We start from the raw sequence: 15,565 nt of genomic DNA, 5'->3' as shown, positions 1-15,565 counted from the left end.
CGAGCGGGAGACGTTCCTTTTCTTACTTCAGCGCCATCGCATCGCGCAGCGTAAAGAAGAGATCGGTCTGATCGGTCAGCCCCACCACGTTAGCCGCCCAGGGGCCGTAGGCCGCGACGCGCAGCTGCGTGCCGGTGTGGCCCTGCGAATCGGTATCGGAGTTGCCGTAGCTGATGGTCATCACCGCGCCGTCTTTGGTGTTTAGCGCCTGCGTCAGGCCGGGCGCCTTCGTCCCATTGGCGATGATCTGGCTGCTGTGCGCATGATCTGCCGTCACTACCACCAGCGTATTGCCCTCTGCACGCGCAAACGCGAGCGCCTGCTGCACCGCTTCGTCGAGATCCACGGTTTCACCGATTTGGCCGCACGGGTTCGCCGCGTGATCCTCTTTATCTATCGACGCGCCTTCGACCTGCAGGAAGAATCCGTTCGGATTGCTCTTGAGCAGATCGATCGCTTTGGCGGTCATCTGCGACAGCGTCGGGGTGGCGACCGGGCGATCTTTATTCACCTCGCAGGTCACCGCCGCTTGATCAATATTGCCATAGTGACTCGCCTTCGGCCCTTTCCAGCGCACCGGCATATTGCCCTCAGCAAACAGGCCGAGCAGCGGTTTGTCCTGGTCGGCTACGGTAACGGCGCTCAGTCCCTGCCAGTCGCTCACCAGCTGATACCCCAGCGCCTGCGCCTGCTCGCGCAGGGTTTTCCCCTGATAGTCGCCCGCTTTCGCCACCTCGTTAAAGGATTTCGCGCCGCCGCCCAGTACCACGTCGGCGCGGGTTTTCAGTATCTGTTCGCTAATCGAGCCTTTACCGCCCTGCTCCAGCGCGTTGCCGGCGCATAGCTCGCTGGTTTTTTCCGGGCCGTAGCATTTACGGCTGGTGACGTGCGCCATCAGCGCGGCGGGCGTGGCGTCCTGCAGCTCTGCGGTGGAGACGTTGCCGGTCGCTTTGCCTGCCGCTTTGGCGATCTCAAGCAGGGTTTGCTGATCCTTGCCGTTGACGTCAACGCCGATGGCGCCGTTATAGCTTTTGGTGCCGGTGGCCCAGGCGGTGGCGGATGCGGCGGAATCGGTCACGTAATCCGGCTTATGGGTTTTCTTGTCCAGCGAGTAATGGGTGTACTGGCCGGTAAGCGGCAGCGCATCAATGCCTTTAAAGAAGCCGCCTGCGCCCTCCGCCAGGTTACGCGCCGCGGTGATTTCCGAGTCGCCCATGCCGTCGCCAATCAGCAGAATGACGTTTTTCGCCGTAGTGTTGCGCAGCGACGCTTTCAGCGCCTCGGTCTGATCGCCGGTCAGGCGACGCGCCCCGCCATGCTGGGTAATGTCGCCCGCGGCGGCACGCGAGTAGCCTGCGTCTGCAGGCGCGCCGGCGGTTTCAGCGTGCACGGATAAGCTAACCAGCGAGGCGAGCAGCGAAAAGGTAAAAAGGCGCATCGGTTTCATCTTGTATTCCTTTATGAGAAAAATTTACCAGAAGTTTCAGGGGTTAAGTCTGTGATGCTTTGGTGACATTTTTGTGGCTGCAAGATTTCTTTTTGATGACAATCTGGCCGTAATGCGCAGGGATAAATCGATTCGAACAGAGCTTAAGCGGATAGAAAAAAAGAGAAAAATAGTGCTTGACCCTTTTGGGCCGACTCCCTATAGTAGCGCCCCGTTGACCCAGCAAGGTCAGCGGAAAATGTGGTGAGGTGTCCGAGTGGCTGAAGGAGCACGCCTGGAAAGTGTGTATACGGCAACGTATCGGGGGTTCGAATCCCCCTCTCACCGCCACAAATTCAAGGAAATGCCTGAACTGATGTTCAGGCATTTTTTTGCATATTCCTCGATGAGAGGGGTATGAGCACCCCCGCCGGGGTTCGACAACGGGCGCAGCCCGTTGGACAGCGGAGCCTGCGACGCTGCCCGCAGGGCGAGCGCAGCGAGTCAATCCCCCTCTCACCGCCACAAATTCAAGAAAATGCCTGAACTGATGTTCAGGCATTTTTTTTTGCATATTCCTTGATGAGAGGGGTATGAGAACCCCCGCCGGGGTTCGACAACGGGCGCAGCCCGTTGGACAGCGGAGCCTGCGACGCTGCCCGCAGGGCGAGCGCAGCGAGTCAATCCCCCTCTCACCGCCATAAATAAAAAAATATGGGCACGAAATTTTATTGCTCATATTTTTTAATGAGTTTCACTTGCTCTCTTAAAACAGCATATCTTCTCAATTTTTTTGAAAAAGATACTGCCCAAAAAAGAGAAACGAAACTTTCAATAAAAATATAGGAAAACCATAATATCATAATGATAATGATGAACATTAAAATTATTGTGGATATATTTATGAAATTCACAGTGGAGTGATAAAGGGTAACAATTGAATTAAAAACACCAACACTATACCACGCCAAAAAAGCAAGAAACAGAGTATAAGAAACTATGTGAACCGTCAATTTTTTTAATGAACAAACAGGCATTTCCTCCCGGTTATAATTGAAAATTTGATTGCAGTCAAGGAAGGATAAAAAACCTGTACTGTTCATTCGAACATTATTATCATAAATATAGTCAAATACCACCCTCAATATAGGCAGCGGATAAAACAGCCCATACTGCTTAAGTTTTAGCTCCTTCATTAAAATATTATATTTTCCATCAGCATCATTAAATTCACTAATTATCTGCAGCGCACTCACTTTATCTTCTACAGGTAGACTAATAAAACCAGATGAAAGGTTTATTTTGAAAATGAAGAAAAAAGGAAAGCAAAGACGCTTTATTAAGCGAGCCAGCCATAAAGCAGCAGCAACAAGTAAAGGCCCCGTAATAGCTTTCAAGTGGTCATCGAACAACCAAAAATCTTTAATAGTATCTGTGATATTCATTATATTCATTTCTTTATGTTAAGGATTTCACCGCACAGACGTAGCTCTGGAGGCTCTGCCATTTTGATACGCCCAATACGTACAGGTAATGTCCCCTCGCGCTGGCATACATTCTTAATGGAGTGCCACTCTTCAGTTTCTGATTCTATATGCGTAGTAACCGAGTCGAAAGCACCCTCGGCAATAATGATGGCAGGCTCATTATCCGATTTGTTATCGACCATAGCTACGTCAGATTCTTTAGTCAGTTCGTATTCCAATCCAGCCAGGCTGGCTTTAAGTTCATTAAGACTGCTGGCGCCATCCTCAGGCGCATAAAAAAAGAGGCCGTTAATGAAAATAGCTTCCATGACTTCACTAAAACAAAAAGAGGTGTCGCCATAAACGAAGCTGCTATGCCCTGCATTTTTCACACCTGATACATTTTTGTTCAGCAATTTATCTTTTGCGAAATCAATTAACACCTGTTTGGTATAAAGGATGACAGGCAGATTTTTAACTTCATGAATGTCGCCGCTGATGCTCCAGCGCTCTTCATCCCCCTTAATGAAGCCGGAAGCATTACAACTCGTCTCTATCTCAAACTCCTCGGTCGGAATGCGCTCACGGTTGAAATAGCTTGTAAGATCCTCTTCTTCCCGGTCCTGATACTGGTAAGCGCGGTAAACTGAACTATGGCGGTCGATTCCAATCCATTCTATATCCCATGTAGCGGTTCCCGACGGTTTTCTGACTTCATCGATATAAGCGCCAATATTTCTATCAAGGAAAGCGGCTAACAATGCTTTCCAGGGCTCTATCGCCAGAAAAATGCTTGCCAGCGTTGTTCCTTCTTCTATCAGAACATCGTGGCGGAAAAAACGAAGAAGAAAGAAAGGATCAGCGCTGGCTACTGCGTTCTGTATGGAGAGCAAGGGAACCGCCGATGTTTCATCGTAAGTAGACTGAAACCGCAGTATGGCATCTGAACAGAAAATTAAGTTTCCTTCCATCAATCTCTTTCTCCAGGCGTTATCAGACTGGGGATTTTACCAAACCAGAAAGCGTTATCGCATTCTGCTTTTGCCTGAGTGATACCCCTTGTAAAATAAAACAAAGCGTCATTTGGAAAGGTAACCATAAAAAAACCCGGCTTGCGCCGGGTTTTGCTTGCTACACAGACTTACTTAAATTAATCAACCATACGCATGCAGCGTGCGCTGACAAAGCGCCGAACGCACGCAGTCATCTTTGCCGAAGCGGACAATGCCGACCATCTCGTCCTCTTCGAATCGCGCCAGCGCGTCCGCGAGACCGGAAGAGACCCCAGCGGGCAAGTCGCACTGGGTAATATCGCCGTTAACAATCACCGTGACGTTTTCGCCAAGGCGCGTCAGGAACATCTTCATCTGGGCCGCGGTCACGTTTTGCGCCTCATCGAGGATCACCACCGCGTTTTCAAAGGTACGACCGCGCATATAGGCAAAAGGCGCGATTTCCACCTTGCCGATTTCGGGTCGCAGACAGTACTGCATAAAGGAAGCGCCAAGACGTTTAACCAGAACGTCGTAGACCGGCCGGAAGTACGGGGCGAATTTTTCTGAGATATCCCCTGGCAGGAATCCCAGATCTTCATCGGCCTGTAGCACCGGACGCGTGACGATAATCCTGTCGATATCCTTATGTATCAGGGCCTCTGCCGCTTTCGCGGCGCTGATCCAGGTTTTACCGCATCCAGCTTCGCCGGTTGCAAAGATCAGCTGCTTCGATTCTATGGCCTGGAGATAGTGCGCCTGAGCATCGTTCCTGGCGGCGATCGGCGAACGGTCGCGCACGTCGCGCGCCATACCGATTGCATCCAGCCCACTCATCTGCACCAGCGAAGTGACCGATTCTTCTTCGCGCTGACGATGACTGCGAGAGTCACTACGAAGCACCCTTCTGGCTTCGCGACGCGCTTTGATCACTGCTTTCTGTCTTCCCATAGTCGCACCTTACAGTTGGTTTCATTTTTCGCGTTGGGCCGCTGCCCGCCACGATTAACTGAACGCTTTAGAGGTTTGATTGGCTTCCTTTCGAGCCATGACGTACCGTTGATAAAGATGTGTCGCCGCGCCGAGGCGCAAAGGCACACCGGTAAAATCGAAGATAGAGAAACAATTTGATAAAGAAGAAGAGGCTGTCGAAGGCGCGCATGCCCTCGCTGAAGAGTGTGGAACCTGAGGTGAAACTGTCTGTCCTGTAAAGGACCTTCCCATGCGCGACTCCAGTCTGCGATACAACACGCTTATCCATTAAACTGCACTAATTTTAACAGAGTTGGCAACATTAATTTTACGACTAAGCCCAGAATTCAGAAATAACAGCAGCCGGCAGGCCGGTACAAAAAGCCTTTCTTATAACAATCAGGGGATTAGATTTTCAGGCGGGCAACAAATATTTTGCGCAGCGCGCAGAAACCGCGCCGCTGATGCGGCGGCGCAGAGGGCGTCAGGCTTCCAGCAGCGGCTGCGCCAGATAGTGCTTAGCGTCGGGAACGCCCGGCAAAACAAAGAAGTAGCCGCCGCCGATGGGACGTACATACTCCTCCAGCGCTTCGCCGTTAAGCCGCTTCTGTACCGTGATAAAGCCTTTTTCGAGGTCGTGCTGATAGCAAACGAACAGCAGTCCCATATCAAGCTGCCCCGATGCGGTGGTGCCCGCCGAATAGCTGTAGCCGCGGCGCAGCATCAGGCTGCTCTCCGTCTCGGGCGTACGGGGATTGGCAAGGCGGATATGGGCGTCCAGCGCGATAACCTCACCCTCCGGATCTTTCGTATAGTCCGGCACGTCACGCTCGTGCTGCATGCCCAGCGGCGCGCCGCTCAGCTTGTCGCGGCCGAAAATGGCCTGCTGTTCGCCGAGCGGGGTGCGGTCCCACATCTCTACGCGGAAACGGATAATCCGCGCCGCCTGATAGCAGCCGCTGCGCGTCCACGCCGGCTCGTCCTGATCCGCCGTTATCCACAGCAGCTTATCCATCAGCGGCTTATCCTGCGTGTCGGGATTGGCCGTGCCGTCCTTGAAGCCCAGCAGGTTGATGGGCGTCTCTTTCCCCTGGCTGCGCGCGGCGTGATCGGCGATAAAGCCTTCGCGCCGCCAGCGCACGCCCAGCAGATCGGGCGTGTATTTCACGATATCGCGCAGCGCGTGGATCACCGTGTCCTGGGTGTTGGCGCAGATCTGCAGCAGCAGATCGCCATGGCACTGGGCGGCATCCAGCGAATCGTTGGGAAAGCGCGTCATGCTTTGCAGCTTCTTCGGCTTCAGCGCCTGCAGGCCAAAACGCTCATCGAACAGCGACGCGCCTACCGAAACCGTGATCGTCAGATTGTCCGGCGCGATCTGCGCACCCAAAATACCTGAATCCATCGGCGGCAGCTTAGGATTGGTCACCGCCGGCGCCGGACCGCCGCTGGTCAAAAAGGCGATGCGCGCGGTGAGCAGCTGAAACAAGCGCACCAGATCGGCCTTATCGCTGGCCAGCACGTCAAAGGCGACCAGCATCATCGACGCCTGCTGCGGCGTGATAATGCCTGCCTGATGCTCTCCGTAGAAGGGGTGCACCTGGCGTCGCGCGTCGGGCGCAACCGTACCGGGAGAGAAGCTGTCGGCCGCCGCGTGGAACGGGCAGCCGCCGCTCAGGGCGGCCGCGCCGCCCAACAGTCCCAGCCCTTTTAACAGGCGCCGCCTTGCGGGCTGCGCCTCATCCTGTTGACGACTCATATCAATCGAGACCTAAGGTACCGCGCAGTAAAGAGAGATCTTCCGCCAGCGCGGTAACCGGACCTTTCAGCGCATTGCGATCCGCGCTGGTGAGTTTTTCGTAGGAGGAGAAGCCCTCTCCCTCGCGATACTTGCCCAGAATGGCGTCGACTTTTTTGAAGTTGCCGTCGACTTTCGCCAGCAGCTGCGGATTCGCCTGCTGCAGCTGCGGACGCAGCAGATCGACAATCTTTTGCGCGCCGTCGATGTTCGCCTGGAAATCCCACAGGTCGGTGCGGCTGTAGCGATCTTCTTCGCCGGAGATTTTACTGGAGGCGATCTCTTCGATAAGGCCGGCGGCGCCGCCGACCACTTTCACCGGCGGGAACGCCAGCTCGCTGATACGGGTCTGCAGATCCTGCACGTCGCGATTGAGCTGAGTGGCGTAGCCCTCCATGCCTTTTGTGCTGTTATCGCTGAACAGCGCTTTCTCCAGGCGATGGAAACCGGTGAATTTCGGATCTTCCGCTTTTTTCTCGTAGTCGTCTTCGCGCGCGTCGATGCTGCCGTCGAGATCGGAGAAAAGCTCGGCAATAGGCTCGATACGCTCATAGTGCTGACGGGTCGGCGCATAGAGCGCTCTCGCTTTCTCGATATCGCCCGCTTTCACCGCATGGGTAAATGCTTCGGTGCTCGCCGCCAGCTGCGCCACTTCCTGCGTCACCCAGGCTTTATAGGCGGTGATGGGACCGGCCAGCGCCAGCACGTCGGATTTGCCCGCTTTCGCAGCTGGCGACGCTTCGCCCTGCACGGTCAGCTTGCCTTTCGGATTGCTCAGCAGGCCGCAGGTCATCTCATACTCGCCTGGCTCAAGGTTAGCGGTGAGCTTCTGGCTGAAGCCCGGCGCGATATTTTCGCGCTCTTCCACCACCAGTACGCCTTTCAAAATCTCCCACTCCAGCGCTTTCTGGCTGTTGTTCTTGATCAGGAACTGGGTTTTGCCTGGCTTGACCGTCAACTGCATCGGTTCGCACTGGGTATCCGTTACGCTAACGGCGACCTGCGGAATATCGGCGGCCGCGGCGGTTCCCGTCAGCGCCAGCAGCGAAGCCAGCAGGGTTTTGCGGCGAAAGCGAATCATCATAGAGTTATCCCTGTTTAGTCGAGAGTTGGCGCGCCGGTCGCGCCGGCAGTAAAAACAGCAGCAGCGCCGGAATAAGATAGAGAAAATAGGCCGCCACTTCGCTGACGCTCGGCGTCTCCTGATAGCCCAGCACGCCCTCAAGCAGCGTGCCCGCCAGCGAGTGGGTGGAGAGCACGTTGCTCAGGTCGAAAGCGACCGTCTGAAAATGGTTCCACAGGCCCGCCTCATGAAAGGCGCGCACAGCGCCCGCCGCCAGCCCGGCGGCGACGAACAGAATAAACAGGCTGCTCCAGCGGAAGAAGTGCGCCATATTCAGGCGCACGCCGCCCCAGTAGAGCAGCATGCCCAGCACCACCGCCGTCGCCAGTCCAAGGACGGCGCCCACAGGCGGCGCGTAGCCGACATCCTGGGTAAAGGCCGCCAGCAGAAAGAACACCGACTCCAGCCCTTCACGCGCCACGGCGAGAAACACCATCAGCACCAGCGCCACTCCGCCGCGACCGCTCTGATTGAGCGCCTGATCGACCGCCTGCTCAAGCTGCACGCGCATATTGCGCGCCACTTTGCGCATCCAGAACACCATTGAGGTCAGGATGGCCACCGCGACCACGGCCACAATGCCCTCGAACAGCTCCTGCTGCTTCTGCGGGAATTCGCCGGTGGTCTGGTTAATGATAATGCCGAGCGCCAGGCAGAGCGCCGCCGCGATAAAGACGCCCGCCCAGAGCGCGGGAAACCAGCGGGTACGGCCGGTACGCTTCAGATAGCTGGCGATCAGGCTGACGATCAGCGCCGCTTCCAGGCCTTCGCGCAGCATGATAAGAAAGGGAACAAACATCGCCGACCTCTTGAATGTTAAGCAGCGTCAATCGCAGGTAAAGTTAGGTAAAATGCGAACGATACCGATTATCATTATCGCGGAGGAAAAAACAAGTAATGCGGCGAAATTATTTCCTGCCTGAAAATGCAAAAAAGCCCGCTCCCCTACGGGAAGCGGGCTTGTATGTTGTAATGAATTATTTGGTCAGGTATTCCGCCTCGGCGGCATCGAAGCGCTGCTGCGCAGCGGCGGAGGGCTCGCGTCCCAGCAGGCTGAAGAGCACGATCGCGATGCTGGAGAAGGCGAAGCCCGGAATGATTTCGTACAGGCCCAGCCAGCCATACTGTTTCCAGATCAGCACCGTCGCCGCGCCGATAACCATACCCGCCAGCGCGCCGTTGCGGGTCATGCGCTTCCAGCAGACGCCGAACAGCACCACCGGACCAAAAGCGGCGCCGAAACCGGCCCAGGCGTAGCTTACCAGCCCCAGCACGCGGTTATCCGGGTTCGAGGCGAGTGCGATGGCGATCAGCGCCACCAGCAGCACCATGGCGCGGCCAAACCACACCAGCTCTTTCTGGCTGGCGTTTTTGCGCAGGAAGCCTTTATAAAGATCTTCGGTCAGCGCGCTGGAGCAGACCAGCAGCTGACAGCTAAGGGTCGACATCACCGCCGCCAGAATGGCCGAGAGCAGAACGCCGGCGATCCACGGGTTGAACAGAATGCGCGCCAGCTCGATAAAGACGCGTTCGCCGTTGCCGCTGACGTTGACCGCCTGGTCCGGGTGATTCTGGAAGTAGGCGATGCCGAAGAAGCCGACCCCCACCGCGCCCGCCAGGCAGAGCACCATCCAGGCCATGCCGATACGGCGCGCGGTGCGGATCGAGCGATGCGAATCCGCCGCCATAAAGCGCGCCAGGATGTGCGGCTGGCCGAAGTAGCCGAGGCCCCAGCCCAGCAGCGAAATCACCGCGACGAAGTCCAGCCCCTTCAGCATATTGAGGTTTTTCAATGCTCTTCGCCTCGATGACCGCCAGCGAGTCGTCCAGGCCGCCTACCGCGACAATCACGATAATCGGCGTCAGGATCAGCGCGAAAATCATCAGGCTCGCCTGCACGGTATCGGTCCAGCTGACTGCCAGGAAGCCGCCCACCAGGGTATAGAGGATAGTTGCCGCCGCGCCGGCCCACAGCGCAGTTTCATAGCTCATGCCGAAGGTGCTTTCAAACAGGCGCGCGCCCGCCACTACACCCGAAGCGCAGTAGATGGTAAAGAAAATCAGGATTACCAGCGCGGAGATGACGCGCAGGATTTTGCTTTTATCTTCGAAGCGGCTGGTGAAAAAGTCGGGCAGCGTCAGGGCGTTATCATGATGCTCGGTCTGTACGCGCAGACGCCCCGCCACAATCTTCCAGTTCAGCCAGGCGCCGATCGTCAGCCCGATGGCGATCCAGCTTTCCGAAATGCCGGAGAGAAAAATCGCGCCCGGCAGCCCCATCAGCAGCCAGCCGCTCATGTCGGAGGCGCCCGCTGACAGCGCGGTAACCACGCTGCCGAGGCTGCGGCCGCCCAGAATGTAATCGTCGAAGTTTTTGGTGGAACGGTAGGCGATGAAGCCTATCAGCACCATCCCAAGGATATAAATTACAAAAGTCACCAGCATCGGTGTGCTTACACTCATTCGTCTCTCCACTTTATAGTTGATTTCCCGAGAGAAACCGCACGCTGTGGCCGCGTCGGAACGGGACGGGGCCGCAGGTTTTTTCCAGATTCAGGCGCCTGCTCTTTCCTGAGGCGCGGTATCCTGCCGGAAAGGCGCGATGCGCACAATGGATTTAACACAGGCATTACAGCGATTTCACCTGTTAAACGCTAAATTTTGCTAACAGGTTGCACTCGCTCACAGTTCAACAGTTGCACTCCGGTAAACCGTCGTTAATGCAGTAAGTTAGCGCCGCGCAATTGTGGCGAGATTCTTGCAGCAAGTTTCATGCCGCCTTTTATCGGGTTAACAAATTAATCATTAAAAAGGCTGTTAAGCAGGTCACACTTAACACGGTTGCACAAAGTTGCAACATCAGAGATAGTGCTGGCCACGCAGAATAGGCGTTAAAGACAGGAGCAGACAGGTCATGGGCACGACAACGATGGGGGTGAAGCTGGATGAAGCCACCCGCGAACGCATTAAACTGGCGGCGCAGAAGATCGACCGCACGCCGCACTGGCTGATTAAGCAGGCAATTTTCAACTACCTTGGCCAGCTGGAGAGCGGCGACGCCCTGCCGGAGATCCCCATGACGGCGGGCGCGCAGGTAGAGCAGGAAGAGATCGCCCCGGAAGAGACGCATCAGCCCTTCCTCGATTTCGCCGAGCATATTCTGCCGCAGTCGGTGGCGCGCGCCGCGATTACCGCCGCCTGGCGTCGTCCCGAGACCGACGTGGTGCCGATGCTGCTGGAGCAGGCGCGGCTGCCGGCGGCGCTGGCGGAAAAAACGCATCAGCTCGCCTACAGCCTCGCCGACAAGCTGCGGCACCAGAAAGGGGCAACCGGACGCGCCGGCATGGTGCAAAGCCTGCTGCAGGAGTTCTCGCTCTCCTCTCAGGAAGGCGTAGCGCTAATGTGCCTGGCGGAAGCGCTGCTGCGCATTCCCGATAAGCCGACGCGCGACGCGCTCATCCGCGACAAAATCAGCAACGGCAACTGGCAGTCGCATCTTGGCCGCAGCCCTTCGCTGTTCGTTAACGCCGCCACCTGGGGTCTGCTGTTTACCGGACGTCTGGTCTCTACGCACAACGAAGCCAATCTGTCGCGCTCGCTGAACCGCATTATCGGCAAAAGCGGCGAGCCGCTGGTGCGCAAAGGCGTCGATATGGCGATGCGCCTGATGGGCGAACAGTTCGTCACCGGCGAAACCATCGCCGAAGCGCTGGCGAACGCGCGCAAGCTGGAAGAGAAAGGCTTCCGCTACTCCTACGATATGCTGGGCGAAGCGGCGCTGACCGCCAGCGACGCCAAAGCCTACCTGGTCTCCTACCAGCAGGCGATCCACGCTATCGGCAAAGCCTCCAACGGGCGCGGCATTTATGAAGGACCGGGCATCTCTATCAAACTTTCCGCCCTGCACCCGCGCTACAGCCGCGCGCAGTACGATCGCGTGATGGAGGAGCTCTACCCTATCCTGAAATCCCTGACGCTGCTGGCGCGCTCTTACGACATCGGCATCAATATCGACGCCGAAGAGGCGGACCGCCTCGAGCTGTCGCTCGATCTGCTGGAAAAGCTCTGCTTTGAGCCGGAACTGGAGGGCTGGAACGGCATCGGCTTCGTGATCCAGGCCTATATGAAGCGTTGCCCGTTCGTGATCGACGCGCTAATCGATCTGGCGCAGCGCAGCCGTCGCCGCCTGATGATCCGTCTGGTGAAAGGCGCCTACTGGGACAGCGAAATCAAACGCGCTCAGGTGGAAGGCCTCGAAGGCTATCCGGTCTATACCCGCAAGGTCTACACCGACATCTCTTACCTCGCCTGCGCGCGCAAGCTGCTGGCGGTGCCTAATCTGATCTATCCGCAGTTCGCGACTCACAACGCCCATACGCTGGCGGCTATCTACCAGCTGGCGGGCAATAACTACTATCCTGGCCAGTATGAGTTCCAGTGTCTGCACGGCATGGGCGAACCGCTCTATGAGCAGGTGGTCGGCAAAGTGGCGGACGGCAAGCTCAATCGTCCGTGCCGCATCTATGCGCCGGTCGGCACCCATGAAACCCTGCTTGCCTATCTGGTGCGTCGCCTGCTGGAAAACGGCGCCAATACCTCTTTCGTTAACCGTATCGCCGATACCACGCTGCCGATTGACGAGCTGGTGGCCGATCCGGTGGCGGCAGTGGAAAAACTGGGCGCGAGCGAAGGGGCGATTGGCCTGCCGCATCCGAGGATCCCGCTGCCGCGCGATCTCTACGGCGCGGGACGCAGCAACTCGGCGGGCATCGATATGGCCAACGAACATCGTCTGGCGTCGCTCTCCAGCGCCCTGCTGAGCAGCGCCGCGCAGCCCTGGCTGGCGCAGCCGATTATCGACGGCGAGCTGGGCGACGGCGAAACCCGCCCGGTCATCAACCCGGCCGCGCCGGGCGATATCGTCGGTCAGGTGCGTGAAGCGAGCGAAGCGGAAGTGTCGCTGGCGCTGGATGCGGCGGTGAACGCCGGTCCAATCTGGTTCGCGACGCCGCCGGACGAGCGCGCGGCGATCCTCGATCGCGCCGCGCAGCATATGGAAGACGGCATGCAGCAGTTGATCGGCATCCTGGTGCGTGAAGCGGGCAAGACCTATAACAACGCCATCGCCGAAGTGCGTGAAGCGGTCGATTTCCTGCGCTACTACGCCGGCATGGTGCGTGACGATTTCGATAATGAAACGCATCGCCCGCTTGGCCCGGTGGTCTGTATCAGCCCCTGGAACTTCCCGCTGGCAATTTTTACCGGCCAGATCGCGGCCGCGCTGGCGGCAGGCAACAGCGTGTTGGCCAAGCCGGCGGAACAGACCCCGCTGATCGCCGCGCAGGCGGTGCGCATCCTGCTAGACGCTGGCGTGCCTGCGGGCGTGCTGCAGCTGCTCCCGGGCGACGGCGAAACCGTCGGCGCACAGCTGACGCGCGACGCGCGCGTGCGCGGCGTCATGTTTACCGGCTCTACCGCGGTAGCGACGCTGCTGCAGCGCAACCTGGCCGGCCGCCTCGATCCCCAGGGCCGTCCGACGCCGCTTATCGCCGAAACCGGCGGGCTTAACGCGATGATCGTCGACTCTTCCGCGCTCACCGAACAGGTAGTGGTCGATATTCTCGCTTCGGCGTTCGACAGCGCCGGACAGCGCTGTTCCGCCCTGCGTCTGCTCTGCATCCAGGAGGATGTGGCGGATCACACGCTGAAAATGCTGCGCGGCGCGATGGCCGAATGCCGCATGGGCAATCCGGAGCGCCTCTCTACCGATATCGGCCCGGTAATCGACGCCGAGGCGAAGGCCAATATCGAACGTCACATTCAGGCGATGCGCAACAAAGGCAATGCCGTTTATCAGGCGGTGCAGGAGCATCCGCAGGATCGCGCGGAGTGGCAAAGCGGCACCTTTATCAAGCCGACGCTGATCGAGCTCGATCAGGTCAGCGACCTCGACAAAGAGATCTTCGGTCCGGTGCTGCACGTGGTGCGCTTCGCGCGCAACGCGCTGCCGCAGCTGATCGACCAGATCAACGCTGGCGGCTACGGCCTGACGCTGGGCGTGCATACCCGCATCGATGAAACCATCGCGCAGGTCACCGCCAGCGCGAAAGTCGGCAACCTCTACGTTAACCGCAATATGGTGGGCGCCGTGGTCGGCGTGCAGCCGTTCGGCGGCGAAGGACTGTCCGGTACCGGTCCGAAAGCGGGCGGTCCGCTCTATCTCTACCGCCTGCTCTCCAGCCGTCCGGAAACGGCGCTGAGCGCCACTTTCGATCGCCAGGATGCCGAACGCCCGGCGGACGGCACGCTGCGCGAGGCGCTGCTGGAGCCGCATAAAGCCCTGACGGCCTGGGCGCAGCAGGACAAGCCGGAACTGGCCGCGATCTGTCAGCGCTACGCCACGCTGGCGCAGGCGGGCACCGTGCGGCTGCTGACCGGTCCGACCGGCGAGCGCAACACCTTCTCGCTGCTGCCGCGCGAACGCGTGCTCTGCCTCGCCGACAACGAGCAGGACGCGCTGGTGCAGCTGGCGGCGGTGACCAGCGTCGGCAGTCAGGCGCTCTGGCCGGACGATGAGCTGCACCGCAAGCTGCGCCAGGCGCTGCCGCAGGCGGTACAGGGGCGCATCGCGCTGGCGAAGGATCTGTTCGCCACCCACTTCGATGCGGTGATCTACCACGGCGACGCCGATCAGCTGCGCACGCTGTGCGAGCAGATCGCGGCGCGCGACGGCGCGATTGTGTCGGTGCAGGGCTTCGCCCGCGGCGATACTCAACTGCTGCTGGAGCGTCTGCTGATTGAGCGTTCGCTGAGCGTCAACACCGCGGCGGCCGGCGGCAACGCCAGCCTGATGACCATCGGCTGATCACCCTCGCCGAGGGATAAGACGCCTCAAAGAGCAAGGCTAAAAAAAAGGCACATCGCAAGATGTGCCTTTTTACTATGTGTGTGCTGTGTGGGAATCTTTGCCCAGTTAAGCCTGATTGCTGTTCAGGATGAGCTGGCCGTTACGGTCCAGCGGAATGCGGGTGCCAGGGTCGTTTTCCATGCGGATTTTGCCCTGCTGGTCGCCTATTTTATAGGTCACGTCATAACCCAGCATCTTTTCTTGCTTATCGTATACCGTTTTGCAGCGCTGCTCTGAGGTGGTGTAGGTGTCGCGATCCTGCAAACCGCCCTGCACCTGGTTGCCGGCATAGCCGCCCGCCAGCGCGCCTGCGACCGTCGCCACATCGCGTCCACGTCCGCCGCCGAACTGATGACCCAGCACGCCGCCTGCTACCGCGCCCAGCACCGAACCGGCGATGCGGTTCTCATCCTGTACCGCGCGACGATGGGTCAGCGTCACGTTGCGACATTCCTGACGCGGCTGCTTAATGCTCTCTTTGATTGGCGTCGCTGAAAGCACCTGCGCATACTGCGGACCACGGTCAAATACATCCATGCTGGCAACGGCGGCCACACCCAAAGCTGCTGCAACGCCGATACCGATACCCGCTAACATTGATTTATTCACAGGATTGTCCTCCTGAAGTTGTTACCGTGCATGCGTGCCGCGACGATGTCCCCTGTCGCTATGGCACAGAACGGCGTGCACGACCCGCCGTATCGTTGCAGGAAGTTTTGCAGATGGCCCGAAATTGCAACATCAGATTAATGGAGGAAAACGCACCGGAAGCGGATCAGGGCCAGCTTTTCGGAGAGTTCTGAGCAGGGCAGACGGCGGAAGTTTAATTAATTTGTGTTATGTGTCAGCGGCTTAACGAGCGCCTGAGAAAAGAAAAGGCG

General features: G+C 58.0%; 9 protein-coding genes, 1 tRNA gene, 1 other RNA gene and 1 pseudogene. 3 read left to right on the top strand and 9 right to left on the bottom strand.

Annotated elements, in window-relative coordinates; genetic code table 11:
• Positions 1–22: 22 nt before the first annotated feature.
• Positions 23–1,447, bottom strand: coding sequence for an alkaline phosphatase (gene phoA, locus HA46_RS00295; RefSeq protein WP_084881849.1), 1,425 nt, complete (start codon positions 1,445–1,447; stop codon positions 23–25).
• Positions 1,448–1,689: 242 nt separating this feature from the next.
• Here phoA and HA46_RS00290 point away from each other — a divergent pair.
• Together HA46_RS00290 and HA46_RS00285 are read left to right on the top strand one after the other, a co-directional pair.
• Positions 1,690–1,777 (top strand) — tRNA-Ser (locus HA46_RS00290).
• 221 nt (positions 1,778–1,998) lie between these two features.
• A non-coding RNA gene (locus HA46_RS00285) (RtT sRNA) lies at positions 1,999–2,127 on the top strand.
• Positions 2,128–2,154: 27 nt separating this feature from the next.
• Here the strand turns inward: HA46_RS00285 and HA46_RS00280 are convergent.
• The 7 genes and pseudogenes from HA46_RS00280 to putP all read right to left on the bottom strand — a co-directional run bounded on the left by HA46_RS00280 (position 2,155) and on the right by putP (position 10,240).
• Positions 2,155–2,871 (bottom strand): hypothetical protein, encoded by a 717-nt coding sequence (locus HA46_RS00280; RefSeq protein ID WP_084881848.1) that lies wholly within the window; start codon positions 2,869–2,871, stop codon positions 2,155–2,157.
• A 5-nt stretch (positions 2,872–2,876) separates the two neighbouring features.
• Complete coding sequence (locus tag HA46_RS00275) at positions 2,877–3,863, bottom strand: hypothetical protein (RefSeq protein WP_084881847.1); 987 nt, start codon at positions 3,861–3,863, stop codon at positions 2,877–2,879.
• Between the two features lie 183 nt (positions 3,864–4,046).
• A complete protein-coding gene (phoH, locus tag HA46_RS00270) occupies positions 4,047–4,835 on the bottom strand; it encodes a phosphate starvation-inducible protein PhoH (protein ID WP_033789541.1) in 789 nt (262 codons plus the stop codon).
• Positions 4,836–5,340: 505 nt separating this feature from the next.
• Complete coding sequence (gene efeB / locus HA46_RS00265; protein ID WP_084881846.1) at positions 5,341–6,615, bottom strand: iron uptake transporter deferrochelatase/peroxidase subunit; 1,275 nt, start codon at positions 6,613–6,615, stop codon at positions 5,341–5,343.
• Between the two features lies 1 nt (position 6,616).
• Positions 6,617–7,738, bottom strand: a complete 1,122-nt coding sequence (gene efeO, locus HA46_RS00260; RefSeq protein ID WP_084881845.1) for an iron uptake system protein EfeO — start codon at positions 7,736–7,738, stop codon at positions 6,617–6,619.
• 4 nt (positions 7,739–7,742) lie between these two features.
• Entirely contained in the window at positions 7,743–8,576 is an 834-nt protein-coding gene (efeU, locus tag HA46_RS00255) for an iron uptake transporter permease EfeU (protein WP_033789535.1), read from the bottom strand.
• A gap of 178 nt (positions 8,577–8,754) precedes the next feature.
• Positions 8,755–10,240: pseudogene (putP, locus tag HA46_RS00250) on the bottom strand (sodium/proline symporter PutP).
• A gap of 451 nt (positions 10,241–10,691) precedes the next feature.
• Between putP and putA the strand changes: the two are divergent.
• Positions 10,692–14,642 carry a trifunctional transcriptional regulator/proline dehydrogenase/L-glutamate gamma-semialdehyde dehydrogenase gene (putA, locus tag HA46_RS00245; protein WP_084881844.1) on the top strand — a complete coding sequence of 1,317 codons (3,951 nt, stop codon included), beginning with the start codon at positions 10,692–10,694 and terminating at the stop codon, positions 14,640–14,642.
• A gap of 108 nt (positions 14,643–14,750) precedes the next feature.
• Here putA and HA46_RS00240 read toward each other — a convergent pair whose 3' ends face one another.
• The gene (locus tag HA46_RS00240; RefSeq protein ID WP_033750889.1) at positions 14,751–15,293 is read right to left on the bottom strand and encodes a glycine zipper 2TM domain-containing protein; all 543 of its coding nucleotides are present in this window, start codon (positions 15,291–15,293) and stop codon (positions 14,751–14,753) included.
• Positions 15,294–15,565 lie beyond the last annotated feature (272 nt).

Origin of the sequence: Pantoea septica, from assembly GCF_002095575.1 — a bacterium.
Lineage (GTDB): Bacteria > Pseudomonadota > Gammaproteobacteria > Enterobacterales > Enterobacteriaceae > Pantoea > Pantoea septica.
The sequence above is the reverse complement of the archived record's forward strand: the minus strand, read 5'-3'. Positions and strand labels throughout refer to the sequence as shown.